Source organism: Pseudomonas sp. Ors-4-3C, from assembly GCF_055755035.1.
The window spans coordinates 5,066,539-5,090,055 of record NZ_CM146900.1; the positions used below are offsets into that span (position 1 = coordinate 5,066,539).

24 protein-coding genes and 1 riboswitch are annotated in these 23,517 nt (G+C 61.0%); of the genes, 9 read left to right on the top strand and 15 right to left on the bottom strand.

Annotation, left to right across the window (positions count from 1 at the left end):
- Positions 1-37: 37 nt before the first annotated feature.
- Positions 38-1,303, top strand: a complete 1,266-nt coding sequence (locus ACVHNU_RS22920; protein WP_064589608.1) for a cation:proton antiporter — start codon at positions 38-40, stop codon at positions 1,301-1,303.
- On the opposite strand, the gene ACVHNU_RS22925 is transcribed toward ACVHNU_RS22920, so the two are convergent.
- Entirely contained in the window at positions 1,304-2,203 is a 900-nt protein-coding gene (locus ACVHNU_RS22925; protein ID WP_003229042.1) for a formate/nitrite transporter family protein, read from the bottom strand.
- A gap of 174 nt (positions 2,204-2,377) precedes the next feature.
- Positions 2,378-2,785 carry an acyl-CoA thioesterase gene (locus tag ACVHNU_RS22930; RefSeq protein ID WP_003229043.1) on the bottom strand — a complete coding sequence of 136 codons (408 nt, stop codon included), beginning with the start codon at positions 2,783-2,785 and terminating at the stop codon, positions 2,378-2,380.
- Positions 2,786-2,981: 196 nt separating this feature from the next.
- Positions 2,982-3,080: riboswitch (S-adenosyl-L-homocysteine riboswitch) on the top strand.
- Positions 3,081-3,103: 23 nt separating this feature from the next.
- Between ACVHNU_RS22930 and ahcY the strand changes: the two genes are divergently transcribed.
- From ahcY to ACVHNU_RS22950, 4 genes are all read left to right on the top strand, one after another.
- A complete protein-coding gene (gene ahcY, locus ACVHNU_RS22935) occupies positions 3,104-4,513 on the top strand; it encodes an adenosylhomocysteinase (RefSeq protein WP_003229045.1) in 1,410 nt (469 codons plus the stop codon).
- Between the two features lie 160 nt (positions 4,514-4,673).
- Positions 4,674-5,519: a methylenetetrahydrofolate reductase [NAD(P)H] gene (metF, locus tag ACVHNU_RS22940; protein ID WP_003229047.1), complete on the top strand. Its 846-nt coding sequence runs from the start codon at positions 4,674-4,676 to the stop codon at positions 5,517-5,519.
- A 146-nt stretch (positions 5,520-5,665) separates the two neighbouring features.
- Positions 5,666-6,478: a substrate-binding periplasmic protein gene (locus tag ACVHNU_RS22945; RefSeq protein WP_473018354.1), complete on the top strand. Its 813-nt coding sequence runs from the start codon at positions 5,666-5,668 to the stop codon at positions 6,476-6,478.
- A gap of 221 nt (positions 6,479-6,699) precedes the next feature.
- A complete protein-coding gene (locus tag ACVHNU_RS22950; RefSeq protein WP_139055210.1) occupies positions 6,700-8,568 on the top strand; it encodes a DEAD/DEAH box helicase in 1,869 nt (622 codons plus the stop codon).
- Between the two features lie 267 nt (positions 8,569-8,835).
- On the opposite strand, the gene ACVHNU_RS22955 is transcribed toward ACVHNU_RS22950, so the two are convergent.
- On the bottom strand, positions 8,836-9,429 hold the full coding sequence (locus ACVHNU_RS22955) for a YceI family protein (protein ID WP_027610605.1): 594 nt from the start codon (positions 9,427-9,429) through the stop codon (positions 8,836-8,838).
- 31 nt (positions 9,430-9,460) lie between these two features.
- Positions 9,461-10,012 carry a cytochrome b gene (locus tag ACVHNU_RS22960; RefSeq protein ID WP_201136368.1) on the bottom strand — a complete coding sequence of 184 codons (552 nt, stop codon included), beginning with the start codon at positions 10,010-10,012 and terminating at the stop codon, positions 9,461-9,463.
- A 311-nt stretch (positions 10,013-10,323) separates the two neighbouring features.
- On the opposite strand from ACVHNU_RS22960, the gene ACVHNU_RS22965 reads away from it, so the two are divergent.
- Together ACVHNU_RS22965 and ACVHNU_RS22970 are read left to right on the top strand one after the other, a co-directional pair.
- A complete protein-coding gene (locus ACVHNU_RS22965) occupies positions 10,324-11,730 on the top strand; it encodes an adenosylmethionine--8-amino-7-oxononanoate transaminase (RefSeq protein WP_473018355.1) in 1,407 nt (468 codons plus the stop codon).
- A gap of 151 nt (positions 11,731-11,881) precedes the next feature.
- Complete coding sequence (locus ACVHNU_RS22970; protein WP_103522459.1) at positions 11,882-12,601, top strand: 16S rRNA (uracil(1498)-N(3))-methyltransferase; 720 nt, start codon at positions 11,882-11,884, stop codon at positions 12,599-12,601.
- A 120-nt stretch (positions 12,602-12,721) separates the two neighbouring features.
- Here ACVHNU_RS22970 and trhA read toward each other — a convergent pair whose 3' ends face one another.
- Positions 12,722-13,339: a PAQR family membrane homeostasis protein TrhA gene (gene trhA, locus ACVHNU_RS22975; protein ID WP_461675096.1), complete on the bottom strand. Its 618-nt coding sequence runs from the start codon at positions 13,337-13,339 to the stop codon at positions 12,722-12,724.
- Between the two features lie 211 nt (positions 13,340-13,550).
- On the opposite strand from trhA, the gene ACVHNU_RS22980 reads away from it, so the two are divergent.
- The gene (locus tag ACVHNU_RS22980; RefSeq protein ID WP_226500916.1) at positions 13,551-14,465 is read left to right on the top strand and encodes a LysR family transcriptional regulator; all 915 of its coding nucleotides are present in this window, start codon (positions 13,551-13,553) and stop codon (positions 14,463-14,465) included.
- A 111-nt stretch (positions 14,466-14,576) separates the two neighbouring features.
- Here the strand turns inward: ACVHNU_RS22980 and madM are convergent, their stop codons facing one another.
- The 9 genes from madM to mdcA all read right to left on the bottom strand — a co-directional run bounded on the left by madM (position 14,577) and on the right by mdcA (position 21,824).
- Positions 14,577-15,341 carry a malonate transporter subunit MadM gene (madM, locus tag ACVHNU_RS22985; RefSeq protein ID WP_247839794.1) on the bottom strand — a complete coding sequence of 255 codons (765 nt, stop codon included), beginning with the start codon at positions 15,339-15,341 and terminating at the stop codon, positions 14,577-14,579.
- A 1-nt stretch (position 15,342) separates the two neighbouring features.
- Positions 15,343-15,759 (bottom strand): malonate transporter subunit MadL, encoded by a 417-nt coding sequence (madL, locus tag ACVHNU_RS22990; RefSeq protein WP_003229065.1) that lies wholly within the window; start codon positions 15,757-15,759, stop codon positions 15,343-15,345.
- 66 nt (positions 15,760-15,825) lie between these two features.
- Positions 15,826-16,746 carry a malonate decarboxylase subunit epsilon gene (mdcH, locus tag ACVHNU_RS22995; protein ID WP_473018356.1) on the bottom strand — a complete coding sequence of 307 codons (921 nt, stop codon included), beginning with the start codon at positions 16,744-16,746 and terminating at the stop codon, positions 15,826-15,828.
- On the bottom strand, positions 16,743-17,363 hold the full coding sequence (locus ACVHNU_RS23000) for a malonate decarboxylase holo-ACP synthase (protein WP_473018357.1): 621 nt from the start codon (positions 17,361-17,363) through the stop codon (positions 16,743-16,745). The genes mdcH and ACVHNU_RS23000 overlap by 4 nt, the downstream gene beginning before the upstream one ends.
- Positions 17,357-18,142, bottom strand: coding sequence for a biotin-independent malonate decarboxylase subunit gamma (gene mdcE, locus ACVHNU_RS23005; RefSeq protein WP_473018358.1), 786 nt, complete (start codon positions 18,140-18,142; stop codon positions 17,357-17,359). The genes ACVHNU_RS23000 and mdcE overlap by 7 nt, the downstream gene beginning before the upstream one ends.
- Positions 18,139-18,990 (bottom strand): biotin-independent malonate decarboxylase subunit beta, encoded by an 852-nt coding sequence (locus ACVHNU_RS23010; protein WP_400507569.1) that lies wholly within the window; start codon positions 18,988-18,990, stop codon positions 18,139-18,141. The genes mdcE and ACVHNU_RS23010 overlap by 4 nt, the downstream gene beginning before the upstream one ends.
- On the bottom strand, positions 18,983-19,282 hold the full coding sequence (locus ACVHNU_RS23015) for a malonate decarboxylase subunit delta (protein WP_103522464.1): 300 nt from the start codon (positions 19,280-19,282) through the stop codon (positions 18,983-18,985). The genes ACVHNU_RS23010 and ACVHNU_RS23015 overlap by 8 nt, the downstream gene beginning before the upstream one ends.
- A complete protein-coding gene (locus tag ACVHNU_RS23020; RefSeq protein WP_473018359.1) occupies positions 19,282-20,154 on the bottom strand; it encodes a triphosphoribosyl-dephospho-CoA synthase in 873 nt (290 codons plus the stop codon). Before ACVHNU_RS23020 ends, ACVHNU_RS23015 begins: the two co-directional genes overlap by 1 nt.
- Positions 20,154-21,824, bottom strand: coding sequence for a malonate decarboxylase subunit alpha (mdcA, locus tag ACVHNU_RS23025; protein ID WP_473018360.1), 1,671 nt, complete (start codon positions 21,822-21,824; stop codon positions 20,154-20,156). The genes ACVHNU_RS23020 and mdcA overlap by 1 nt, the downstream gene beginning before the upstream one ends.
- 300 nt (positions 21,825-22,124) lie before the next feature.
- Here mdcA and ACVHNU_RS23030 point away from each other — a divergent pair, with 300 nt between their 5' ends.
- Complete coding sequence (locus tag ACVHNU_RS23030; RefSeq protein ID WP_473018361.1) at positions 22,125-22,736, top strand: peptidylprolyl isomerase; 612 nt, start codon at positions 22,125-22,127, stop codon at positions 22,734-22,736.
- Between the two features lie 159 nt (positions 22,737-22,895).
- On the opposite strand, the gene ACVHNU_RS23035 is transcribed toward ACVHNU_RS23030, so the two are convergent.
- The gene (locus ACVHNU_RS23035; protein WP_473018362.1) at positions 22,896-23,261 is read right to left on the bottom strand and encodes a DUF6124 family protein; all 366 of its coding nucleotides are present in this window, start codon (positions 23,259-23,261) and stop codon (positions 22,896-22,898) included.
- Positions 23,262-23,517 lie beyond the last annotated feature (256 nt).

The window sequence follows — 23,517 nt, forward strand, 5'->3', positions numbered from 1 at the left end:
GGGCGCTGTCTTTCCACCCCCATCCAAAGGAGCCCGGATGCTTGAACTCGTAGCCGCATTCATCTGCCTCACCACCCTTCTCACCTTCGTCAACTACCGCTTCATCGGCCTGCCGCCGACCATCGGCGTGATGGTCACCGCGCTGATGTTCTCCCTGTTGCTGCAAGGCCTGAGCCTGCTCGGCTATCCCGGCCTCGAAGAACGCGTGCAGCAACTGATCGGCCAGATCGACTTCGGCGATCTGCTGATGAACTGGATGCTGTCGTTTCTGCTGTTCGCCGGCGCCCTGCACGTCAACTTGAACGACTTGCGCAGCTATCGCTGGCCGATCGGCCTGCTGGCCACGTTCGGCGTGCTGATTGCGACCGTGGTGATCGGCAGCCTCGCCTATTACATTTTTGCCCTGTTCGGCTGGCACGTGAGCTTCCTCTACTGCCTGTTGTTCGGCGCGCTGATTTCGCCGACCGATCCGATTGCGGTGCTCGGCGTACTGCGCACCGCCAACGCTTCGAAGCCGCTGAAAACCACCATCGTCGGCGAGTCGCTGTTCAACGACGGCACGGCGGTGGTGGTGTTCACCGTGCTGCTGGGTATCGCCCAATTGGGTGAAACGCCGACGATCAGCGCCACGGCAATGCTGTTCGTGCACGAAGCCATTGGCGGCGTGCTGTTCGGCGGGCTGATCGGTTATGGGGTGTACCGGATGATCAAGAGCGTCCAGCAGCATCAGATCACCGTGATGCTGACCCTCGCGCTGGTGATCGGCGGTTCGGCGATGGCCACCGAGCTGCACGTCTCGGCGCCGATTGCGATGGTGGTCGCCGGTCTGATCATCGGTAACCTGGGGCGCAACCTGGCGATGAACGACATGACCCGCAAGTACCTCGACGGCTTCTGGGAGCTGCTCGATGACATGCTCAACGCCCTGCTGTTCGCGCTGATCGGCATGGAGCTGTTGCTGCTGCCGTTCAACTGGGCGCACGTGGCGGCGGCCAGTCTGCTGGCGTTGGCGATTCTGCTGTCGCGCCTGCTTACCGTGGCCCCGGCCATCGTTCTGCTACGCCGTTGGCGCACAGTGCCGCGCGGCACCATTCGGATCCTGACCTGGGGCGGTTTGCGCGGTGGTGTCTCGGTGGCACTGGCGCTGGCCCTGCCGCTGGGCCCGGAGCGCGATCTGCTGCTGAGCATCACCTACATCGTGGTGCTGTCGTCGATCCTGTTGCAGGGTCTGACCATCGGCAAACTGGTCAAGCACGCCACCCGTGACGAGCCGGCCACAGCGGCCGAGCCCGCGCACCACTGATCATTTTCTGATCTGCTGCGGGTCAGGCTTCTCGGCCTGATCCGCAGACCCTTTGCCTGTTTCTTTCGGCGCGCCGCTCTCGCTGCGGATCTGCGCATGGCTGATCAGGGCGAAGATAAAACTGCCGCCGATGATGTTCCCCGCCAGCGTCGGCCCGGCAAACACCATCCAGAAATCACTCCACGGCAGCTCGCCGGCAAACACCAGATACGACACTTCCGCCGAACCGACCACGATGTGGGTGAAATCGCCCAGCGCCATCAGGTAGGTGATGAGGATGATGATCCACATCTTCGCGCTCTCCATGGACGGGATCATCCAGACCATGGTGGCGATCATCCAGCCGGAAACGATGCCTTTGGCGAACATCTGACTGGCGTGGTTCTCCATGACCTTGCGGCCGATTTCAAGGAAGGCGTGATCGGTCTTGGCGTCGAAGATCGGCAGCTCGAGCATCACGTACGCCACCAGAATCGTCCCGCACAAATTGCCGAACAGGACCACGCCCCACAGGCGGATCAACCGGCCGAAATTGGCCAGGGTCGGTTTGCTCATCACTGGCAGGACGGCGGTCAGGGTGTTTTCGGTGAACAGTTGCTGGCGGGCGAGGATCACCGCGAGGAAACCGGCGCAGTAGCCGAAACTGGCGATCACCTTGAATTCCTCGCCCTCGGGCAGGCGCGAATTGAGCAGGCCCATGCCCATCAGCGACAGGCCCATGGTCAGCCCGGCGGCGAGCGCCGACCACCACAGCGCGGCAATGCTGCGCTCCAGTTCCTGATCGCCTTGAGTGCGGATGATTTCATGCAGAACCGCCGCGCGGGGCGGCTGGTTTTTCTCGACTTCGTGTTGTTCATCGGTCGAGAGGTTGGGGGTCTTGCCGTCTGTAGGCGTGGTCATGGCGTGGGAACCGGGTGGGGGGCTTTTAGCTACGACCCCGACGGTTCATGGCTGTTCAGTGGTCAGATGATTCTTCGCTGACTGAACAACCGCATTCGCGAGCAGGCTCGCTCCCACAGGTACAACGCAATCCATGTGGGAGCGAGCCTGCTCGCGATGAAGCCACCGCCAATGTCACTTGGTAACGAGCTCATCTTCCTTGAACTGGTCTTTGACGTACTTGATCTCGGTCCGTCCGTGCGGGGCTGGCAAACCATCTTCGCCGAGGTTGACGAACACCATCTTCTCGACCGTGAGGATGCTCTTGCGGGTGATCTTGTTACGCACTTCGCAGGTCAGGGTGATCGAGGTGCGACCGAACTCGGTGGCGGTGATGCCCAGCTCGATGATGTCGCCCTGGCGCGAGGCGCTGACGAAGTTGATCTCGGAAATGTACTTGGTCACCACGCGCTGATTGCCCAACTGGACGATGGCGTAGATCGCCGCCTCTTCGTCGATCCAGCGCAGCAGGCTGCCGCCGAACAGGGTGCCATTGGGGTTGAGGTCTTCGGGTTTTACCCATTTGCGGGTGTGGAAATTCATGTTCACTCCTGAGCGTTTGCCGAAAGATGGCGCCATCTTGGCAGACCGGACGGTCATGCTCCATGAGCCTTCTACTATGGTCGCTATTAGCGATCTTCATTTGGCCGACAGAAACCCTTTGGAAGATCAGTCTAGACGGCTATAATCGCCCCCGTTTCAAAACGGTAACGTTCACCTGCTACCGTTTTCCCGCCACCTGTCCGAGGGGCGCTGCAGCAGGATCAACCTGTCAGGCTCGGATGGGGCGTTGACTGGCCACGGCCGGACACTAAACGCACAACGGCGCCCATTCGCATACATTACGAATGGAGGCTCTTCATGAGCGCTGTTATCACGCCTGCAGATTTTAACGATTACAAAGTTGCCGATATGTCCCTGGCCGCCTGGGGCCGTCGCGAAACCATCATCGCCGAATCGGAAATGCCGGCCCTGATGGGTCTGCGCCGCAAGTACGCCTCCGAGCAGCCGCTCAAGGGCGCGAAAATCCTCGGCTGCATCCACATGACCATTCAGACTGCCGTGCTGATCGAAACCCTGGTTGCCCTGGGTGCCGAAGTACGCTGGTCGTCCTGCAACATTTTCTCGACTCAGGATCAGGCCGCTGCGTCCATCGCTGCCGCCGGCATCCCGGTTTTCGCCTGGAAAGGCGAGACTGAAGAAGAGTACGAGTGGTGCCTGGAGCAGACCATCCTGAAGGATGGCCAGCCATGGGACGCCAACATGATCCTCGACGACGGCGGCGACCTGACTCAGCTGCTGCACGACAAGTACCCACAGGTGCTGGACCGCGTTCACGGCGTGACCGAAGAAACCACCACCGGCGTTCACCGCCTGCTGGACATGCTGGCCAAGGGCGAGCTGAAGATCCCGGCGATCAACGTCAACGACTCGGTGACCAAGTCCAAGAACGACAACAAGTATGGCTGCCGTCACAGCCTGAACGATGCGATCAAGCGCGGTACCGACCACCTGCTGTCCGGCAAGCAAGCGCTGGTCATTGGTTACGGTGACGTGGGCAAGGGCTCTGCTCAGTCGCTGCGTCAGGAAGGCATGATCGTCAAGGTTTCCGAAGTTGACCCAATCTGCGCCATGCAGGCCTGCATGGACGGTTTCGAACTGGTTTCGCCGTTCATCGACGGTATCAACGACGGCACCGAAGCAAGCATCGACAAAGCGCTGCTGGGCAAGATCGACCTGATCGTGACCACCACCGGTAACGTCAATGTTTGCGACGCGAACATGCTCAAAGCCCTGAAGAAGCGCGCTGTTGTCTGCAACATCGGTCACTTCGACAACGAAATCGACACCGCTTTCATGCGCAAGAACTGGGCATGGGAAGAAGTGAAGCCACAGGTACACAAGATCCACCGTACCGGCCCGGGCGCTTTCGACGCACAGAACGACGACTACCTGATCCTGCTGGCCGAAGGCCGTCTGGTGAACCTGGGCAACGCCACCGGTCACCCGAGCCGCATCATGGACGGTTCGTTCGCCAACCAGGTACTGGCGCAGATCTTCCTGTTCGGCCAGAAGTACGCCGACCTGTCGCCAGCCGAGAAAGCCAAGCGTCTGACCGTTGAAGTACTGCCGAAGAAACTCGACGAAGAAGTGGCCCTGGAAATGGTTCGCGGCTTCGGCGGCGTGGTCACTCAACTGACCAAGCAACAGGCTGACTACATCGGCGTCACCGTCGAAGGCCCGTTCAAGCCGCACGCTTACCGCTACTGATTGACGCGGCGGCCTGCTCTCCCTGTGGGAGCGGGCTTGCTCGCGAAAGCGGTCTGTCATTCAGCATTGATGTTGCCTGACCCGCCGCTTTCGCGAGCAAGCCCGCTCCCACATGGGCGGTGCAAGCCTCACAGGCTTCGTGTTTCCAAGGGTATTTCCCATGTCCCAAGACCGTCGCTACAGCTTCGAGTTCTTCCCGACCAAGACCGATGCTGGGCATGAAAAGCTGCTCAACGTTGCCCGTCAGTTGGCAACGTACAATCCCGATTTCTTCTCCTGCACTTATGGCGCTGGTGGTTCGACCCGTGATCGCACCCTCAACACCGTTCTGCAACTGGAAAGCGAAGTCAAAGTACCGGCCGCACCGCACCTGTCGTGCGTCGGCGACAGCAAGGACGACCTGCGCGGCCTGTTGAACGAATACAAGGCTGCCGGTATCAAGCGCATCGTTGCCCTGCGCGGCGACCTGCCGTCCGGCATGGGCATGACCAGCGGTGAGCTGCGTCACGCCAATGAACTAGTTGAATTCATTCGTGAAGAAACCGGCGATCATTTCCACATCGAAGTTGCCGCTTACCCGGAGATGCATCCGCAAGCGCGCAATTACGAAGACGATCTCGCCAACTTCGTGCGCAAGGCCCGCGCCGGTGCCGACAGCGCGATCACCCAGTACTTCTTCAACGCCGACAGCTACTTCTACTTCGTCGACCGCTTGCAGGCACTGGGCGTGGATATTCCGGTGGTACCGGGGATCATGCCGATCACCAACTACAGCAAACTCGCGCGCTTCTCCGACGCCTGCGGTGCGGAAATCCCGCGCTGGATCCGCAAGCAACTGGAAGCCTACGGCGATGACAGCCAAAGCATTCAGCGCTTCGGCGAGCAAGTTGTCAGCGAAATGTGCGAACGCCTGCTGCAGGGTGGCGCACCGGGGCTGCACTTCTATTCCATGAACCAGGCTGAACCTAGTCTGGCGATCTGGAATAACTTGAAGTTGCCGCGCTAAGCACTAAAAGAGAGATCAAAAGATCGCAGCCTTCGGCAGCTCCTACAGGGGTGTCGTTGCTGCGATCTTTTGCTTTTGAATCCCCGAATTAGAGCTTGTGCAGGCACTTTCTGGCTCTTTCGCGTTTCTCGTCGTAATCTCAAGTCATGCCTTTGATCGCGCAACTATTCACGGTACTGGTTTTTGCTTGCCTGAGCTTTGCCGCTCGGGGCGAGAAGTTGCGTATTGTCACCGAGCCGTGGGCCCCTTACGTGTATGAGGAGGACGGCAAGAACCTCGGGCTGGACTACGAAACCACCGCCATCGTGTTCAAGCGTTTGGGAATCGAAGTCGAATGGCAGTTCCTGCCGTGGAAACGCTGCCTGTCGATGCTCGAGACCGGCCAGGCTGACGGCGCGCTGGATATCTTTCACAGCGACGAGCGCGACGCCACCCTGCTCTATCCGAGTGAACCGTTGTCGGACGTCGAGTTCGTGATGTTCTATGCCAACGACCGGCCACACCCCTTCAGCAAGCTCGAAGAACTCAAAGGCCTGACCATCGGCACTTCGCCGGGCTATCTGTACAGCCCGGACTTCAGCGAATCGACATTATTCACCCGCGAGCCGGCACCGACCCACGAGGCCAACTTCGGCAAACTGCTGCGCGGACGCATCGACTTGCTGATCACCGATCGCCGCGTCGGTCAGCATTTGCTCGATCAGCTGAATATCCGCGATCAGATCAGCGAAAACCCGACGATCATCAGCCGTCAGAGCCAATATCTGGCGGTTCGACGCAATGCCGGGATGGATCTGCTGGTGCAGCGCTTTGGCGCTGAACTCAAGCGATTCAAGCGTGAACCGGCCTACGCCGAGCTCAGCGCACGCTACGGCGCTGCCCCTACAGGCACAGCGCTGCCGGGCAATGCCTCGGCCAGCCATAAAACCGTTGAGCAGCAGGAAAGCAGCGCGCAGTGATTGCTCTGTTATACTCCGGCGTTCCCGCCAGGCTCACGCCCGGACGCCCGGAACCGTAACAGGCCTCTCGACCCGCTACAGCGCAGCTTTCAGCCCGCGCGAGCGCTCCTGACGTGCCTTCGGAACCGCAGCAGGACCGGACGGGATTGCGTCCTCTTAAACGTGATTCGCGCCAGGCAAGACTCCCATTGGGCCAAGCCCTAACTAAAACAGGATTACTCATGTCCTTTGCTTCCCTCGGTCTCTCCGAGGCTTTAGTCCGTGCCATCGAAGATGCGGGCTATACCGAGCCTACTCCGGTGCAACAGCGGGCCATTCCCGCCGTGTTGCAAGGTCGCGACCTGATGGTTGCGGCACAGACAGGTACCGGTAAAACCGGCGGTTTCGCCCTTCCGATCCTGGAGCGGTTGTTCCCCAACGGTCACCCGGACAAATCCCAGCGTCATGGCCCGCGCCAACCGCGCGTTCTGGTCCTGACCCCGACCCGCGAACTCGCGGCCCAGGTACACGAGAGCTTCAAGATCTACGCCCGTGACCTGAAATTCGTCAGCGCCTGCATCTTCGGCGGCGTCGGCATGAACCCGCAAGTCCAGGCCATGTCCCGTGGCGTTGACGTACTCGTCGCCTGCCCGGGTCGTCTGCTCGACCTCGCAGGCCAGGGCAGCGTCGATCTGTCCCACGTCGAAATCCTCGTCCTCGACGAAGCCGACCGCATGCTCGACATGGGCTTCGTCCACGACGTGAAGAAAGTCCTCGCGCGTCTGCCGGCCAAGCGCCAGAACCTGCTGTTCTCGGCGACGTTCTCCAAAGACATCACCGATCTTGCCGGCAAGCTGCTGCACAACCCGGAACGCATCGAAGTGACGCCGCCGAACACCACGGTCGAGCGCATCGAACAACGCGTGTTCCGTCTGCCGGCCAGCCACAAGCGTGCCCTGCTGGCGCACCTGATCACCGCCGGCGCCTGGGAACAGGTACTGGTGTTCACCCGCACCAAACACGGCGCCAACCGTCTGGCCGAGTACCTGGACAAACACGGCCTGCCGGCTGTGGCGATCCACGGCAACAAGAGCCAGAACGCCCGCACCAAAGCCCTGGCCGACTTCAAGGCCGGTGAAGTGCGCATTCTGGTAGCGACCGACATCGCCGCGCGCGGTCTGGACATCGACCAGTTGCCACACGTGGTCAACTTCGAACTGCCGAACGTCGATGAAGATTACGTGCACCGTATCGGCCGTACTGGCCGTGCCGGTCGTTCGGGCGAGGCGATCTCGCTGGTGGCCCCGGACGAAGAAAAACTGCTGAAAAGCATCGAACGCATGACCAAGCAGAAAATCGCCGACGGCGACCTGATGGGCTTCGATGCCAGCACCATTGAGGCCGAGAAGCCTGAAGTGCGCGAGCGTCCGGACATGCGCAACCCGCGCAATTCCCGTGGCCCGCGTGGCGACGGTCCGAATGGCGGCGGTGGTGGCGGCGGTCGCAAGGACAAAGGCAAAGACAAGGGCAAGGAAAAACCCGCCGGCGAACGCGGCGAGCGCCCTGCCCGTCAGCAGAAGCCACGTGAAGGCACCCCGGCCCGCGAACAGCGTCCGAGCCAGCCACCACGTGCGGCGGCTGATCGTGCACCGGACGAGTTCCTCGACGACGATATCGATAACTTCGGTAACCGCGTGGATTACGTGCCGAAAGCCGCCCCTGCCGGTGGCCGTGGCCGTCGTCCGGGTGCGCCGGCACAAGGTGCAGGCGCTGGCGCCCCTCGTGGCGGTCAGCCGCAAGGTCGCCAGAACGGTCCGCGCAACAGCAACGGTTCGAGCACCGGCACCCCGCCGGCCAAACGCAACGGCCCGCGCAACGGCGCACCGCGTGATGGCCAGGGCCGTCGTGACGAGTCCTCGTCGCGCAACCGCCGCCCGGCTCGCGACGATCAGCCACGTACCGAGCCAGCCGTGCAGAACCCGCGCAGCAACGGGCCGAAGATCATGCACAAGGAATCGAAAGCCGACCGCTTCCCGACGCCTGAGCAGCTCGATCAACTGCCGACCCGTCCGCGCGGCGAAAAACCAGCACTGCTGACCCGCAATCGCTGAGTTATCGCTGCCATGAAAAATGCCCCGGCTCGCAAGAGCCGGGGCATTTTTCATGAGCAAGCCAATATCCCTGAATCACCACATCACCTGTGGGAGCGGGCTTGCTCGCGAAAGCGTCGGATCAGTCGAGACCTCTGGTGAATGACACACCGCATTCGCGAGCAAGCTCGCTCCCACAGTGGATATGCGGTGGTCTCAAGTCATCTGGCGGGCAATAAAAAACGCCCCCGGCCTTGCGACCGGGGGCGTTTTGCATGGCGGCGAAAGTTATTTCGCTTTCACACCTTCGAACGAGATGTACAGGTCGACCTTGTCGGACTGTGGACCCAGATCCATCATCTTGCCGAAATCAGAGCGCTTGATGCTGGTGGTGCCTTCAAAGCCGGCACGGTAGCCGCCCCATGGATCCTTGCCTTCGCCCAGGAACACAGCCTTGACCACGATTGGCTTGGTCACGCCGTGCAGGGTCAGGTCGCCGGTCACGTCAGCAGTGTCTTTGCCCTCGGCGTTCTTGCCGGTGGATTTGACGCTGGTGGAGACGAACTTGGCGTCAGCGTATTTGCCCACGTCCAGGAAGTCTTTGCTGGAGATGTGCTTGTCGCGCTCGGCGTGGTTGGTGAACACGCTGGCGGTTTTCACGTTGAATTCGATTTTGCTGTCTTCAGGCTTGGCGGCGTCAAAGCTGAACTTGCCGTCGATGTCCTTGAAGGTACCGGTGATGTAGCTGTAGCCCAGGTGGCTGATCTTGAAGTCGACGAAAGCGTGCTGGCCTTCCTTGTCGACAGTGTAATCAGCAGCCATCACGTTCGCGGACAGTACGGCAGAACCGATTGCCAGAGCGGCCAGAGTCTTTTTCAACATGCTTTCTTTTCCTTTGAGTCGAGGTTGAATTTCAGGCTTTGCGACCGAGCATTCGTGTCAGGGTCGCATCACGATCGATAAAGTGGTGCTTCAATGCTGCCAACGCATGGAGACCGGAAAAAATTACCAGCGCCCACGCCAGCCAGAGATGAATCACCCCAGCGGTATCTGCCTGATCCGGTAGTCCGGAAACCAGTGCAGGAACTTCAAACAGGCCAAACACCGGGATCCCGACACCGTCTGCGGTGGAAATCAGGTAACCGGCAATCATCACGGCGAACAGCGCGAGGTACAGAAACCCGTGGCCGAACCTGGCGCCGATGCGGGTCATGCGGCTGTAGCTCTGCAGCGTTGGCGGCGGCGGACTGACAAAGCGCCAGAGCACCCGCAACACCATCACGCCCAGCAACACCAGACCGATGCTCTTGTGCAGATCCGGCGCGTCTTTGCGCCAGCTGCTGTAGTAATCCAGCCCCACCATCCACAGACCCAACGCGAACAGTCCGAAGACCGCCAGCGCCACGCCCCAGTGCATGAAGATGCTGACCCAACCATAGCGAGAAGCAGAGTTACGTAGCTGCATTGCCCAAATCCTGTGAGAACTGCGAACCAAGACTAGCGAGTTATCTATCGAATTAAAGCGGAAAATTTTGCTTTGAAATATCGAGAAATGCGATCAAGAGTCTTGAACACATGAGTTAAGGAAAGATTAAAGGGGATTCGTTGCTGGCTCTCGAGTGTTTTTTGGCAGGCATGACAACGCCATCTGCGTCCTCTATCAGCCCATACAAAGTAGCTCAATCCACACAATGGGTTGTCCCGGCGCGATGCATTGCATAGGCTTGCGCGATTGTTTGCCCGCGCCTGACGCGAGCCGCCTCGAGGAGACTGTAAATGGGCCTGAATAACCAGTGGATGCAACGCGACCTCGCGGTGCTGTGGCATCCCTGCACCCAGATGAAAGACCACGAACAGCTGCCGCTGATCCCGATCAAACGCGGTGAAGGCGTCTGGCTCGAAGATTTCGAAGGCAAGCGCTACCTCGATGCCGTCAGCTCCTGGTGGGTCAACGTGTTCGGCCACGCCAATCCGCGGATCAACCAGCGCATCAAGGATCAGGTCGATCAGCTGGAACACGTGATCCTCGCCGGTTTCAGCCACCAGCCGGTGATCGAGCTGTCCGAGCGTCTGGTGAAGATGACGCCCGAAGGCCTGAACCGGGTGTTCTACGCCGATAACGGTTCGTCCTGCATCGAAGTCGCGCTGAAAATGAGCTTCCACTACTGGCTCAACCGCGGCCAGCCGAACAAGAAACGCTTCGTCACCCTGACCAACAGCTACCACGGTGAAACCATGGCGGCGATGGCGGTCGGCGACGTGCCGCTGTTCACCGAAACCTACAAAGCGCTGCTGATGGACACCATCAAGGTGCCAAGCCCGGATTGCTACCTGCGCCCGCAGGGCATGAGCTGGGAAGAACACTCACGCAACATGTTTGCGGCGATGGAACAGACGCTGGCCGAAAACCATGACAGCGTCGCGGCCGTGATCGTCGAGCCGTTGATTCAGGGCGCCGGCGGCATGCGCATGTACCACCCGGTGTACCTCAAGCTGCTGCGCGAAGCCTGCGACCGCTATGGCGTGCACCTGATCCTCGACGAAATCGCCGTCGGCTTCGGCCGCACCGGCACCATGTTTGCCTGTGAACAGGCCGGCATTCGCCCGGACTTCCTCTGCCTGTCCAAGGCCCTGACCGGCGGCTACCTGCCGCTGGCGGCGTGCCTGACCACCGACGAGGTCTACAGCGCGTTCTACGACGACTACCCGACCCTGCGCGCCTTCCTCCACTCGCACAGCTACACCGGCAACCCGCTGGCCTGTGCGGCGGCGCTGGCGACGCTGGACATCTTCGAGCAGGACAACGTCATCGAGAACAACCAGGCCCTGGCCCGGCGCATGGCCTCGGCCACTGCGCATCTGGTCGATCACCCGAACGTCTCGGAAGTGCGCCAGACCGGCATGGTGCTGGCCATCGAGATGGTCAAGGATAAAGCCACGAAAGAGGCCTACCCTTGGCAGGAGCGACGCGGCCTGAAGGTGTTCCAGCATGCGCTGGAGCGCGGCGCGCTGCTGCGTCCGCTGGGCAGCGTGGTGTATTTCCTGCCGCCGTACGTGATCACCCCGGAGCAGATCGATTTCCTCGCCGAAGTCGCCAGCGAAGGCATCAACATCGCCACCCGTGACAGCGTCAGCGTGGCCGTGCCGAAGGATTTCCACCCGGGGTTCCGCGATCCGGGCTGATTTGAATTGTTCAAGATTGTGGTGCCTGGGCTGCCGCTTTCGCGAGCAAGCCCGCTCCCACATTTGGAATGCATTTCCCTGTGGGAGCGGGCTTGCTCGCGAATGAAGTCGACACCGTTCCAACTGATTCACATCTTTCCAGAGACCCGAAATGAGACTGTCCCGCTTCTTTATCGACGCCCCCCTGAGCACCGGCGAACACGAACTGCCGGAAGCCCAGGCGCATTACATCAGCCGCGTGCTGCGCATGGCCGAGGGCGATGCGGTGCAGTTGTTCGACGGTTCCGGCCATGAGTTTCGCGGCTCGCTGGTGGAAGTCGGCAAGAAACGCGTCGTCGTGCAGATCGACGAGCAACTGCCCGGCCAGATCGAATCGCCGTTGCAGATCCACCTCGGTCAGGGCCTGTCCCGGGGCGAGCGCATGGACTGGGCGATCCAGAAAGCCACCGAGTTGGGCGTGAGCGAAATCACCCCGATCTTCAGCGACCGCTGCGAAGTGCGGCTCAAGGACGAACGCGCCGACAAGCGCCTGCTGCACTGGCGTCAGGTGGCGATCAGCGCCTGCGAGCAGTGCGGTCGTTCGCGGGTGCCGGTGATTCACCCGCCGCTGCTGCTGGCCGACTGGCTGAAGCAGACCCAGGCCGAATTGAAACTGGTGCTGCACCCGGTGGCCGAGCCGCTGGTGAGCCATGCCAAACCGGCGACACTGGCGTTCCTGATCGGGCCGGAGGGTGGTTTGTCGGATGCCGAGGTTGAGCAGGCCAAGGGCAATGGTTTTCACGCGGCACGCCTTGGGCCGCGCGTGTTGCGTACCGAGACCGCGCCGGTGGTGGCGCTGGCGGTGGCTCAGCAGCTTTGGGGTGATTTCTAGAATACGTAACCCCTGTAGGAGTGAGCCTGCTCGCGATAGTGGTCTATCAGTCACAAACGCTGTCGACTGACAGGACGCCATCGCGAGCAGGCTCACTCCTACAGGGGGATGGCGGGGCGTTCAGAGGACATAAAACAGAATCGCCACAAAGTGCAGCAGACTCCCGGCGATCACAAACAGATGCCAGATCCCGTGCGCATGCCGCAACCGGTGATCGAGGGCAAAAAAGATGATCCCCACGGTGTACAACACCCCGCCCGACGCCAGCCAGGCAAAGCCTGCCGTGCCCAAAGCAGCAATCAACGGCTTTACCGCCACCAGCACGATCCAGCCCATCACCGCATAGATCACGATCGACAGGATCCGCGCCTCGGAGCGTGGCTTGATCTCCTGCAAGATGCCGATCAGCGCCAGCCCCCAGACAATCCCGAACAGCGTCCAGCCCCACGGCCCGCGCAGGGTCACCAGACAAAACGGCGTGTAACTGCCGGCGATCAACAGGTAGATCGAAAAGTGATCGACCTTCTGCATGATCGCTTTCTTGCGCCCGCGCACGCTGTGGTACACGGTCGAGGCGCTGTAGAGCACCAGCAAGGTGAAGGCGTAGATCGCCACGCTGACAATTTTCCACGGACTGCCGTCGAGGCTGGCAATCACCAGCATCCACACGCCGCCGATAAACGCTGCCACTGCCCCGACCAAGTGCGTCCAGGCGTTGAGTTTTTCTCCGTGATACATGTGTCACTCACCTCGTTATTCGTCACCGCAGCGCGCAAGGCTCGGGCCTTGAGCGTAAAAGCGCAATGTTTCCATTCAAAGCCAGGATCAAAAGATCGCAGCCTGCGGCAGCTCCTACAGGAAAATCGCATTCCAAAGGTAGGAGCTGCCGAAGGCTGCGATCTTTTGATCTTCAAGGCACAATCGGCCGACATAAAAAAGAGTCCGCGCCATGCTGATCGACGAAGAATTGACCCTGAAAAAACTCGAGGTGTTCCTCGCCTTCATGCGCACCGGCAATCTGGCGCGCGCCGCTGCCGAGCTGCAGACCAGCAATGTCAGCGTGCACCGGGCGATCCATTCGCTGGAAAGCGCCCTGCGCTGCCCGCTGTTCAAGCACGAAGGCCGCAACCTGACGCCACTGGAAAGCGCCTACGTGCTCGAAGAGCGCGCGCAGAAGCTGATCCAGGACGTGGTCGAAAGCGTACGCCTGACCCGCGAGGCTGCCGGATTCTCCGCTGAACGCTTCAAACTCGGCTCGCTGTATTCGCTGACGGTGAAAACCGTACCTCAACTGATCATGGGCCTGAAGATCCGCCGCAGCGAACTCAACATCGACCTGATTCTCGGCTCGAACATCGACCTGCTGTACAAGCTGAAGAACATGGAAGTCGACGCGATTCTGGTGTCGCTGGACGACACAGTCAGCGATCCGGACTGCGAGCAGATCCCGCTGTTCTCCGACGACATTTTCCTCGCCACGCCAGCAGATTCAAGATTCGCCCAGCGTCAGGAAGTTGATCTCGCGGAAGTGCGCGACGAAACCTTCATCACCCTGACCCAAGGCTTCGCCACCCATCAGGACGGCATCCGGGTGTTCAAGCAGGCGGGGTTCGAGCCGAAGGTGGCGATGCAGGTCAACGACATCTTCACCCTGCTGAGCATGGTCAGCTCGGGGGTGGGTTATGCGTTGCTGCCGGGGCGGATTGCAGCGGTGTACGAGAACCGCGTGAAGCTGATTCCGTTGCAGGAGAAGTACCGCTTGCAGCAGCACATTGGCGTGGTGTTTCTCAAGGCCAAGGAGCGCGATCCGAATCTGCTGGCGTTGCTGGCGGAGTGTCGGATGTATGCCAATCGCCAGACTTGAGACCGAGTCGCGCCCTTCGCGAGCAAGCCCGCTCCCACAGGGGAACGCATTCCAAATGTGGGAGCGGGCTTGCTCGCGAAAGCGTCAGCCCAGACAACTCAAATTCCGGATCTAGCCAACAATACCGCGAACAATGAAGAACAACAGCGAAGGCCCGAGCAAACAGCCAAGCCCAGTATGGAACGTAGCGGTCAACGCCCCATAAGGCACCAACCGCCGATCCGTCGCCGCCAGCCCCGCGGTCACCCCGCTCACCGTCCCGGCCAGACCACCGAACACCATCGCCGAACGCGGGTTATCCAGGCCCATCCAGCGCGCTGCGACCGGGGTGCCGACCATCACCAGAATCGCCTTGATCAATCCGGTGGCAATCGACAGCGCCATCACATCCGAAGTCGCGCCAATCGCCGCGCCGGTCACCGGGCCGACGATGTAGGTCACCGCGCCCGCGCCGATAGTGGTCATGCTCACCGCATCGCGATAGCCGAAGGCCCAGGCCATGCACGCGCCGACAATGAACGGCAGGATCGTACCGAGCAGCAGCGCGATCACGCCGATCAACCCGGCCTTCTTCGCCTCGGTCGCCTGCACTTCGAACGCCGTGGCGACAATTGCGAAATCACGCAGCATCGCCCCGCCCATCAGGCCGATGCCGGAGAACAGCGTCAGATCCGCCAGGCCTTTCTGGCCGCCGGTCAGGGTGCCGCCGACCCAGGCCAGCACCAGACCGATGACGATGGCAATCGCCGAGCCGTGAATGCGCCCGAACGTCAGGCGTTTCGAGAGAACCACCGAGACCCACATGATCACGCCGACGAAGGCGAAGGCAGTGACCAGACCGTTGTGTTCCAGACCATTTTCAATGAGTGCCCACATGTCAGCGACCTCCTACCGGAGTGCCGACCGGAGTGACTTCCACCGGTTCGTCGGGCAACGGTTCGCCTTTATGGGTGCGGCTGATCAAGGCAATCGTGCAACCACAGACCACTACCGAACCGATTGCCGCGAGCACCGCCACCGGGCCGCCGTGCAGGGCGGTGACGACGTTCTGTTGCGCGGCCATCGCCACCACCACCGGAATGTACATCGCGCCCCAGAAGCCGACGCCCATTTCGCAATCCTTGGTCATGCCGCCGCGTTTCTGCATCCACAACCGCGCGCAGATCAACAGGATCATGGCGATGCCGACCCCGCCGACGTTGGATTTGACGCCCAGCAACACGCCGAGCATGTCACCCATGATCACCCCTGCCAGCGTACAGATCGCCAGCAGCGCCACACCGTAAATAATCATTGTTGTAGTCCTCAAAGTGCATCGTCGAATGTTGTTTTTGTTGTTCGAAGCCTGAGTCGCGGCGGTTTATGGTCGGCGGCCACCCTCCTCTCGCAACAGCGCCTGCAAGGTGTCCAGACGCGCACTGTCGAAGGCAGTGACCGTGCCCGATTCGAACACCCGGCGCGCCAGCCCGGTCAGCACCGCACCGGGCGACAGTTCGATCTGTAGCCGCACGCCGCGCTCGTAAGCGCTTTGCACGGTGCCGCGCCAGTCCACCACGCGGCACATGTTGAAAGCGAGGTCGTCGCGCAAGGCATCAGGCTTGATCAGCGGACGCGCGCGGCTGCCACTCAGGTAAGCGATTTTCGGGGTCTTCAGTGCAACGTTGGCGAAGGCTTCGGCGAGGGTTTGCGCCGGCGCTTCCAGCAACGGACAGTGTGACGGCACGCTCACCGCCAGGCGTTTGGCCAGACCGGCGCCACGACTGCGCGCCAGTTCGGCCACCGCTTGCATCGCCGCGTCGCTGCCGGCAATCACCACCTGGTTATCGGCGTTGATGTTGGCCAGGTACACCGGCGACTCCGCACTGTGCACCTGCGCCAGCAGCGTTTCGACGGTGGCTAATTGCAGACCGATGATTGCGGTCATGCCAAAGCCTTGTGGATAAGCCTGCTGCATCAACTCGCCACGCAGGCTGACCAGATGCAACGCGTCACTGAAGCTCAAGGCCCCGGCGACCACCGCTGCCGGGTACGCACCGATGGACAGGCCGGCGACGTAATCCGCCGTGAGTCCGTCCTGCAGCAATTGTCGTGAAGCAGCGACCCCGGCGATCAACAGGCACAGCTGAACCGCCCGGGTGCTGCGTAACGCATCGGCAGAATCGAGCAGCGCGACGTCTTCACCGAGCACGTCGCTGGCCTCGGTCAAGGTTTCCCGAGACAAATGCTGGAGCATGCCCGGTTGCTGGGCGCCTTGGCCGGGGAACACCAACAGGCTGCTCACGCTGCCTGCTCCTGCGGGTTCCACGGATCAGCGACCAGACAGGCTCGATGGGCGTTTTTCAGCAGCACCCGTGCAGACCCACTGGCCCATTCGCGTAACGCGACTGCACCGAACGGCGCCTGCAATTGCATGTCGACCCGGCACACGGCTTGATCAAAAACCGCGACCAGTTTGCGTGCCTGATTACGCGTGATCAGTTGCGGTGTCCGCAGAATCAGATCGAGGTCACTGGCCGCGTGCATCGCGGTAAAACCACTGGCCAACTCAAACCCGACACCGCCGCTGACACCCCAGACCCAACCGCAGTCATCGAGCATTGGCCGCAGTTGTTTGAGGGCCTGCATCACTGGCAGATCGCGCTCGCAATCGACATGACAAAGCGCTTCGGGGCTGACCCGACAGGCAATCGAATCGAGCGCCATAAACGCCGCCAGCCGCTGCTCACGCAACACACCGCGAATGCCCACCGCGACCCAAGCTTCAGCGCCCACCGCGCGCCGCACCACCACCGGTTGCCCGGCAGCCAGCGACTCGATTGCCCACTGCGGCGCATCCGCCGGTAGCTGCGCTGGTGTCATGCCCCACAGCAGGTCGTGGGCCAGTGGCATGTTCACCACTGCGCCCTCAACAGTTCGCGCACGCGGCTGGAGGCTTGGCGATTTTTTGCGCCGAGACGATTGCTCAGGTCAGTGCTGGCGATATCGCCGATGGCCTGTTTCAGGCACTCGGTCACCCGCGCCAGATCCTCCGCCGTCGGCTGCTCGATCTGCTGCACCAAGAGGGTTTCCCAGAGCAAACCGAGGCTGGCGTAGCTGTCGATGTCATAGGCCATCGGCGGCACGCTGGCGGCCAGTGCTTCCAGTTCCTCGACACTGCGCAGGGTCACGCGCGCCGCCGAGGCCTTGCCCATCGCATGCACCATCACCCCTGGATCGCGCAGGGCAATCATACGGTTGGCCTGATAACCGTGAGCCAGAAACGCCCCGGACATGGCCTTGCCCACCAGCAGCGCAATCACCGGATGCCCGGCCAAACGGGCGCGGGCATAACTGTCCGCCGCCCCGGCCAGGGCCTGATGAATACCGAGGGCTTCTTCGCGCCGACCGTAAGCCTGGCTCGGAACATCGACGATGGCGATGATCGGGCGCTTCTGCGCTTCGTCGCGATCTGCCGTGATCACGTCATCCACAGCCTTGGCCAGACCCCAGCCTTCGAGCAAGCCAACTTCACCGTTGCGAGCCCGTGGGAAACGGTTGTCCGGGTCAGCGACCACCGCGATAAACCGCCCAAGTTCGCCGTCGGCGACCTTCAACGATGGCGGCAAACCTTCGACCGCTTTCGCACCAGCGCTCAGGGCGTTGAACCAGTTCAAACCGCGCACGGAATAACCACTCATGAGCGCTCTCCTTGATACAGATCGCGAACCACCGACGGTTCGATTTGCTTGGCGGTGTCCAAACGGTTCAGGCGTTGCAGGAACCAATCAGCGCGCTGACTGCGTGGCTGGGTTGGCAAGCCTTGTTGCAACAACTCGCCCACCTGCTGGCGGATCTGCGCCACATCATCGGCGACATAACGATCCACCAGACCACTGGCGAAACGCTGCTCGCCACCGGTCAGGCTCCAGATGAAGGGCCGGTCGCGGGAGTCGTACTCTTCGATCCCGGCTTCCTGCTCGATCACCTGCGGCCCGTTCAAACCGAGACGCGCTTCCTGGGTCACCAGCAAATAGCTGCACAGCGCAGCGGCAATCGACATGCCGCCGAAGCAACCAACACTGCCCGCGACCACGCCGACCACCGGTTGGTACTGCTGCAAATCGACAATCGCCGCATGAATATCGGCAATCGCCGCCAGCCCGAGGTTGGCTTCCTGCAAACGCACGCCACCGGTTTCCAGCAGCAACACAGCGCGAGTCGGGATGCCTTTGCGGTTGTCATCGGCGGCCAGCTCCAGCGCGCCAGCAATCTTCGCCCCGCCGACTTCGCCGAGGCTGCCGCCCTGAAACGCGCCTTCGATGGCGGCAATAACCACCGGCAAACCGTCGAGGCTGCCCTTGGCGATCACCACGCCGTCATCGGCTTGCGGCACCACGCCCTGGCGTTCGAGCCATGGCGACATGACCCGTTGAAACGGGTCGAGCAATTCGCGGAAGGTCCCGGCGTCGAGCAAGGCTTTCGCCCGTTGCCGCGCGCCGAGTTCGACGAAGCTGTGTTTGTTGAGCAACGCTGCGCTGTCAGTCATGGCCGAGCTCCTCGAAACCTTGTTCCAGTCGCAAACGCACCACACCCGGCGTGGCGCCGAAATCGTGGATATCGATGGCCATTGCCGGCGGCGTGGTGCCGTCGAACATCCGCGCGAACAGATGCTGCCAGCGCTGCTGCGCACCGTTGACCGAGGTCTGCACATTGATCGTCAGTTTGCCGGCCAGCCCCGGTTCGATCAGCACTTCCAGATCGCCCGAGCCGACACAACCGACCAGCGCGCGCCCGCGCGGCGGCTGCCCGGCGGGGAATTCAAAGGATAAGGTTTCCATCAAAACGCTCCCTGAAGGATGCCATCGCGCTCGATACGGTCGAGCAACAGCGTGGCGGCGAGCAAGTCGGCGCCGCCACCGGGCGAGGCATTCAATGCGATGAGTTGTTGATCCAGTTCGTGCAGGCGACGACGCCCGGTGAGGCTGGCGCTGCCACCAGCGTCGAGCACCGCTTGCGCACCTTGCTGCATGGCGTGCAGGCCCTGTTCACCGGCGCGGTAGAGCACGCAGGTGTCGGCCAGATCGGTCATGATCGCCAGCAGCGCATCGAGCCGGGCGTTCTGTTCGCCGTGGCCGTTGGCGCGGCTGCGCTTGAGTTGCGGCAGGCCACGTTGCAGCACGGACGGAAAGCCGAGTTGCGCTTCTTCGCGGGCACCGCGTGCGCCGTAGCGCAGGGCGACTTGCGCGCCGTGGCTCAATGGCTTCGGCGCGTGACGGTCATCCAGCAACGCCAGACGCGCAGCGCGCAGGGTCACGGCATTGGCGCTGGAGAATTGCGGTTCCAGTGCAGCAGCCGTCACCAATAATCCCAGCGCCCAAATGGCACCGCGATGGGTGTTCACGCCGTTGGTGGTCGTGAGCATGGCTTGCTCGCCTTCACGGCCGATCCGACCAATCGCTTCGCGCAACGTTGAATCGACTTCGCCGATGTCTACCGCCGCTTCAGCCATTTCCTTGAACGCCGGCCATAACGACAACGCCGAAGCGTGCATCAGGCCCAGGTGCAGATCGGTGTGCGCGCCATTGCCGCGACGGTCGACCAGCGCCGGCTTCGGCGACAGATCGGCTTCGTCGATCAGCGCATCCACCGCCAGATCGGCCAATCGATCAGCCAGGGACAGCGGTTTCGCTTGCAGGTTGAATGCGTGCATTACCAGCTCCTGAATTTGGCGGGCGGGTTGTACAAACCGCCGGACCACTCGACCAGATCGGCCACACTTTTCGCCGCCAGCAGTTCGCGGGTGGCGTCGGTGCGGCGGATGCCGAGGTCTTCGGGCAAGGCAATCAGGCCTTCGCGGCGCATGCGTTCGGTGTCTTTCGGGTTGTGGCGCAGACCGATGGCGGTGACGCCGGCCACCGCGGCGATCATCGCCTGACGCTCTTCCAGCGAGCGCGCCTTGTACAGGTAGGCGATGCCTTCCTCGGTGAGCAGGTGGGTGACGTCGTCGCCGTAAATCATGATCGGCGCCAGCGGCATGCCGCTTTTCTTCGCCACTTCCACCGCATCGAGGGTTTCGACGAAGGTCGGTTTGCCGCCCTCCTGGAAGGTCTCGACCATTTGCACCACGAGTTTCTTGCCGCGTTCGAGCATCGGTTGCTGTGAATTGTCGTGGCGCATGTCGAGCCACGCCGGGGTGCCGTGACGCCGACCGCGCGGGTCGTGGCCCATGTTCGGTGCACCGCCGAAACCGGCGAGACGACCACGGGTCACGGTCGAGGAATGGCCGTCGCCATCGACCTGCAACGTCGCGCCGATAAACAGATCCACCGCGTACTGCCCGGCGAGTTGGCAGAACATCCGGTTGGAACGCAGCGAGCCGTCGCGCCCGGTGAAGAACACGTCCGGGCGCGCGGCGATGTAGTTTTCCATGCCCAGTTCAGTGCCGAAGCAATGCACGCTTTCGACCCAGCCGCTTTCGATCGCCGGGATCAACGTCGGGTGCGGGTTGAGCGTCCAGTTGCGGCAGATCTTGCCTTTGAGGCCGAGGGATTCGCCGTAGGTCGGCAGGATCAATTCGATGGCAGCGGTGTTGAAACCAATGCCGTGGTTGAGCGACTGCACGTTATGTTTTTCATAGATCCCGCGAATCGCCATCATCGCCATCAACACGTGCACCGGTTTGATGTGCCGTGGGTCGCGGGTGAACAGCGGTTCGATGTAGAACGGCTTGTCGGCCACCACCACGAAATCCACCCATGAGGCCGGGATGTCGACGCGCGGCAGTTTGCTGACGTCATCGACCAACTGGTTGACCTGGACAATGACGATGCCGTCGCTGAACGCGGCCGGTTCGATCAGTGCCGGGGTGTCTTCAGTGCTGGGGCCGGTGTAGATGTTGCCGGCGCGGTCGGCCATGAACCCGGCCGAGAGCACGACGTTGGGGATCAGGTCCACCACCAGCCGGGCGTAGAGTTCGATGTAGGTGTGAATCGCGCCGATTTCCAGCAGGCCGTCTTCGAGCAACTGGCTGATGCGCAGGCTTTGGGTGCCGGCGAAGGAGAAATCGAGCTTGCGGGCGATGCCGCGTTCGAACAGATCAAGGTGCTCGGAGCGACCGACGCTGGGCATGATCATGTGCAGATCATGCAGCTTGGCCGGATCGGCTTTGGCCAGCGAACGGGAAAGGAAATCCGCCTGCTTCTGGTTGTTGCCCTCCAGCACCACCCGGTCACCGGGATGGATCAACGCTTCAAGCGCCGCGACGATCCTGTCACTGGGCAACACCACACCGTCGGCCAGCCCGCGCACCTTGTCGAGACGCCGCTGCTTCTCGTCACGCCGCCGCGTCCAGCGCGAGTCGGGGGAAATTGTTGTTGTCATGCTCACTCCACGGGGTTCGCTGTCGTGGAGCCAAGGTAGGCGTGTGAGCGGGGCGCATCAATCAAGCGCGGTGGTGAATCATTACGGTCAGCGTAATGGTTGAGCAATGGGGGAGCTCAAGCACGAGATAGCAAACCCTCAGGACTAAAAGCAGCGGTTTTAATTGCCAAACACATTAACGAACTGTCAGTTCTTACAGGTTCAGCATTAGACGATTACTGCTAAAAAGGACTCACGCCCCTGTTGGGTTCTCATCCAAAAGTTACTCGTCATAAATTCGAATGACGAAGGGAGATTGAAATGGCCGACATCAAGGATCCCAAAAACACAATTGTCATGGAGACAACTCAAGGCAAAGTCTGGATTGAGCTTTTCCCCGATCTTGCGCCCAATCATGTTGAACGCATCAAGACACTGACGCAGGAACACTATTATGATGGTTGCAATTTCCATCGAGTCATTGGTGGTTTCATGGCTCAGACTGGATACCGTAGCGACAAACACTTCGGGAGCGGCTACGGTTTTCTCAAGTCCGAATTTTCGAAAAGTAAACACCTTCGGGGCACTTGCTCGATGTCTAGGAAATCCGACCCTGACTCGGCGGATTGTCAATTTTTCATTTGTTTTGAGGACTCTCCTGTTTCGGACGGGCAGTACACGGTTTGGGGAAAGGTCATCGAAGGAATGGAGAATATCGACCGGCTCGAGCGTGGCGATCCTGTGAGAAATCCCGACAAGATCATATCGATGAACATTGTCGAAGACCCTGTCGTAACTCCAGGTCGGAATCAAGACGAAGATATCGATCCAGAAACGAAGTTGATCAAGCAACAAACCGTGCAACAGTCCTCCACTTCTGTCTTAGGGCCAACCAAACAATTACCAGTAGATGTTCTGAAATTGCTTCAATAAAAAGCCTGTAGGAGCTGTCGAGTGCAACGAGGCTGCGATCTTTTGATCTTCAGGATCAAGATCAAAGGATCGCAGCGTGCCGCAGCTCCTACAGTGGCACGCATTCCAAATGTGGGAGCGAGCCTGCTCGCGAAGAGGCCAGTGCAATCGCCGCATTATTCAGCCGGCCGGCACCAGCTTATCCAACACCCGATTGACCGCCATCTCCGCCACCATCACCACCTGAGCAATGCCCTGCAGCGTCTTGCGGTGCGTGCCTTGCACCAGCGCCGCATGGTTGTTGAGCATGACCGTGGCTGAGCCGAGCGATTCGCTGGCGTCGGCCAGCAGGGATTCGCTGTCGGCGTCGGGGTTGGCCATGTACAGCGTGTTGGGGGTGTAGGGCGTGGCCATGAGGTCGGGTTTTGGCGGGCCGAGGTAATGGTCGAGGGCGCGTTCGGCGGCTTCGTGGAATTTCTTTGATTCGGGGGCTTCGTAGGGGGATGCCGCATCTGTTGGCGGCGGACTTGGTGTTGGTTTAATCATTTTCAGGTTCCGAAATAAAGCTGGAACCGCTTCTCTGCTAAAAGAAGGGGTGGCAGCTGAACGCAGGTTAGCAGACCGGGGAACCTAAGGAAGCCGGCGCGCCGAAGCGCCCTGCGCACAGCCGCCATCGAATGCAGGCACTGAGCCTGACGATGATGTATGTGCACCCTTAGATTAACCACGGGCTGCTAAACCCGATCACTGGGAATCAGTGACGGGATCAAGTTACGCAGCCTGCCGAGGGCGCACAAGCCGG

Bases quoted from the DNA above. Each gene is read 5' to 3' on its own strand.
- ACVHNU_RS22970 (WP_103522459.1), top strand. From the start codon at position 11,882: ATGAGACTGTCCCGCTTCTTTATCGACGCCCCCCTGAGCACCGGCGAA.
- madM (WP_247839794.1), bottom strand. From the start codon at position 15,341: ATGTGGGCACTCATTGAAAATGGTCTGGAACACAACGGTCTGGTCACT.
- ACVHNU_RS23015 (WP_103522464.1), bottom strand. From the start codon at position 19,282: ATGGAAACCTTATCCTTTGAATTCCCCGCCGGGCAGCCGCCGCGCGGG.
- metF (WP_003229047.1), top strand. From the start codon at position 4,674: ATGTCCCAAGACCGTCGCTACAGCTTCGAGTTCTTCCCGACCAAGACC.
- ACVHNU_RS22920 (WP_064589608.1), top strand. From the start codon at position 38: ATGCTTGAACTCGTAGCCGCATTCATCTGCCTCACCACCCTTCTCACC.
- ACVHNU_RS22960 (WP_201136368.1), bottom strand. From the start codon at position 10,012: ATGCAGCTACGTAACTCTGCTTCTCGCTATGGTTGGGTCAGCATCTTC.
- ahcY (WP_003229045.1), top strand. From the start codon at position 3,104: ATGAGCGCTGTTATCACGCCTGCAGATTTTAACGATTACAAAGTTGCC.
- madL (WP_003229065.1), bottom strand. From the start codon at position 15,759: ATGATTATTTACGGTGTGGCGCTGCTGGCGATCTGTACGCTGGCAGGG.
- ACVHNU_RS22980 (WP_226500916.1), top strand. From the start codon at position 13,551: ATGCTGATCGACGAAGAATTGACCCTGAAAAAACTCGAGGTGTTCCTC.
- ACVHNU_RS23020 (WP_473018359.1), bottom strand. From the start codon at position 20,154: ATGCACGCATTCAACCTGCAAGCGAAACCGCTGTCCCTGGCTGATCGA.
- mdcE (WP_473018358.1), bottom strand. From the start codon at position 18,142: ATGAGTGGTTATTCCGTGCGCGGTTTGAACTGGTTCAACGCCCTGAGC.
- trhA (WP_461675096.1), bottom strand. From the start codon at position 13,339: ATGTATCACGGAGAAAAACTCAACGCCTGGACGCACTTGGTCGGGGCA.
- ACVHNU_RS22955 (WP_027610605.1), bottom strand. From the start codon at position 9,429: ATGTTGAAAAAGACTCTGGCCGCTCTGGCAATCGGTTCTGCCGTACTG.
- ACVHNU_RS22965 (WP_473018355.1), top strand. From the start codon at position 10,324: ATGGGCCTGAATAACCAGTGGATGCAACGCGACCTCGCGGTGCTGTGG.
- ACVHNU_RS23010 (WP_400507569.1), bottom strand. From the start codon at position 18,990: ATGACTGACAGCGCAGCGTTGCTCAACAAACACAGCTTCGTCGAACTC.
- ACVHNU_RS22945 (WP_473018354.1), top strand. From the start codon at position 5,666: ATGCCTTTGATCGCGCAACTATTCACGGTACTGGTTTTTGCTTGCCTG.
- ACVHNU_RS22925 (WP_003229042.1), bottom strand. From the start codon at position 2,203: ATGACCACGCCTACAGACGGCAAGACCCCCAACCTCTCGACCGATGAA.
- ACVHNU_RS23035 (WP_473018362.1), bottom strand. From the start codon at position 23,261: ATGATTAAACCAACACCAAGTCCGCCGCCAACAGATGCGGCATCCCCC.
- ACVHNU_RS23030 (WP_473018361.1), top strand. From the start codon at position 22,125: ATGGCCGACATCAAGGATCCCAAAAACACAATTGTCATGGAGACAACT.
- ACVHNU_RS22930 (WP_003229043.1), bottom strand. From the start codon at position 2,785: ATGAATTTCCACACCCGCAAATGGGTAAAACCCGAAGACCTCAACCCC.
- ACVHNU_RS22950 (WP_139055210.1), top strand. From the start codon at position 6,700: ATGTCCTTTGCTTCCCTCGGTCTCTCCGAGGCTTTAGTCCGTGCCATC.
- mdcA (WP_473018360.1), bottom strand. From the start codon at position 21,824: ATGACAACAACAATTTCCCCCGACTCGCGCTGGACGCGGCGGCGTGAC.